Annotated in this window: 1 protein-coding gene; it reads left to right on the top strand. The window is 57.1% G+C overall.

The genetic code is table 11. From position 1 onward, the window contains the following. Positions 1-375 precede the first annotated feature (375 nt). Positions 376-639 (top strand): hypothetical protein (locus tag SOP85_RS31040; protein ID WP_323629411.1); only part of this gene is annotated, 264 nt, incomplete at its 3' end.

The raw sequence follows: 639 nt of genomic DNA, 5'->3' as shown, positions 1-639 counted from the left end.
ATACCGCCATCATGGCCCATCTGGGCATTGCCGAACCAACGGAGCTTGTGACCAATGACGAACAATGCGAACAGCGAGCCGGCAGCGGCGGCCTCAATGGAGCAGGCGGACGCCGCCACTGAGCGGAAGCCGCTGACGCTTGATGAGGAAATCAATGATATGGCGGATTATTCTCCCAAGCTTGCGGAACTTCTCCGCAAAGTGGCCAAGTGGCACGCCTGATCAGGCGATCGATCTAAGCGACGTAATCAACTACGCTCCAAGCGCGGACCTAAATCCTGATCCGCGCTTGTTGCAACGGAAAAACCAAGAGCTAGAGCAACGCTTAAAGTCTGTTGAGGACTGGATAGCAAAACGTGACAAAGGATTTAAATCATGGCTGTTGAAGTAGCGGAAACCGCAGGCGAGGCCGCTGGTAACGTTGTGGAAGCTGCCGTGACTGAGGCCGTCGCGCAGGTCGAGGGCGCTGTAGAGGCGGCCGAAGCGCGCGCCGAAGCGGCCGAAGAGGCACTTGAGACCATTACCGAAAGCGTGCGGCGCGATCAGCTGCACGACGAAATTGAAGCCGAGACCGAAGAGAGGGAAACATGGCAAGACGAGCACGGCGCAGTTCATCAGCAGTTGAACGAGCGGTTGAAC

The organism is Pseudomonas sp. YuFO20 (assembly GCF_035064975.1).
GTDB classification, from domain to species: Bacteria; Pseudomonadota; Gammaproteobacteria; order Pseudomonadales; family Pseudomonadaceae; genus Aquipseudomonas; species Aquipseudomonas putida_AE.
Note: the sequence above shows the minus strand (reverse complement) of the source record. Positions and strands in the feature narration are given on the sequence as shown.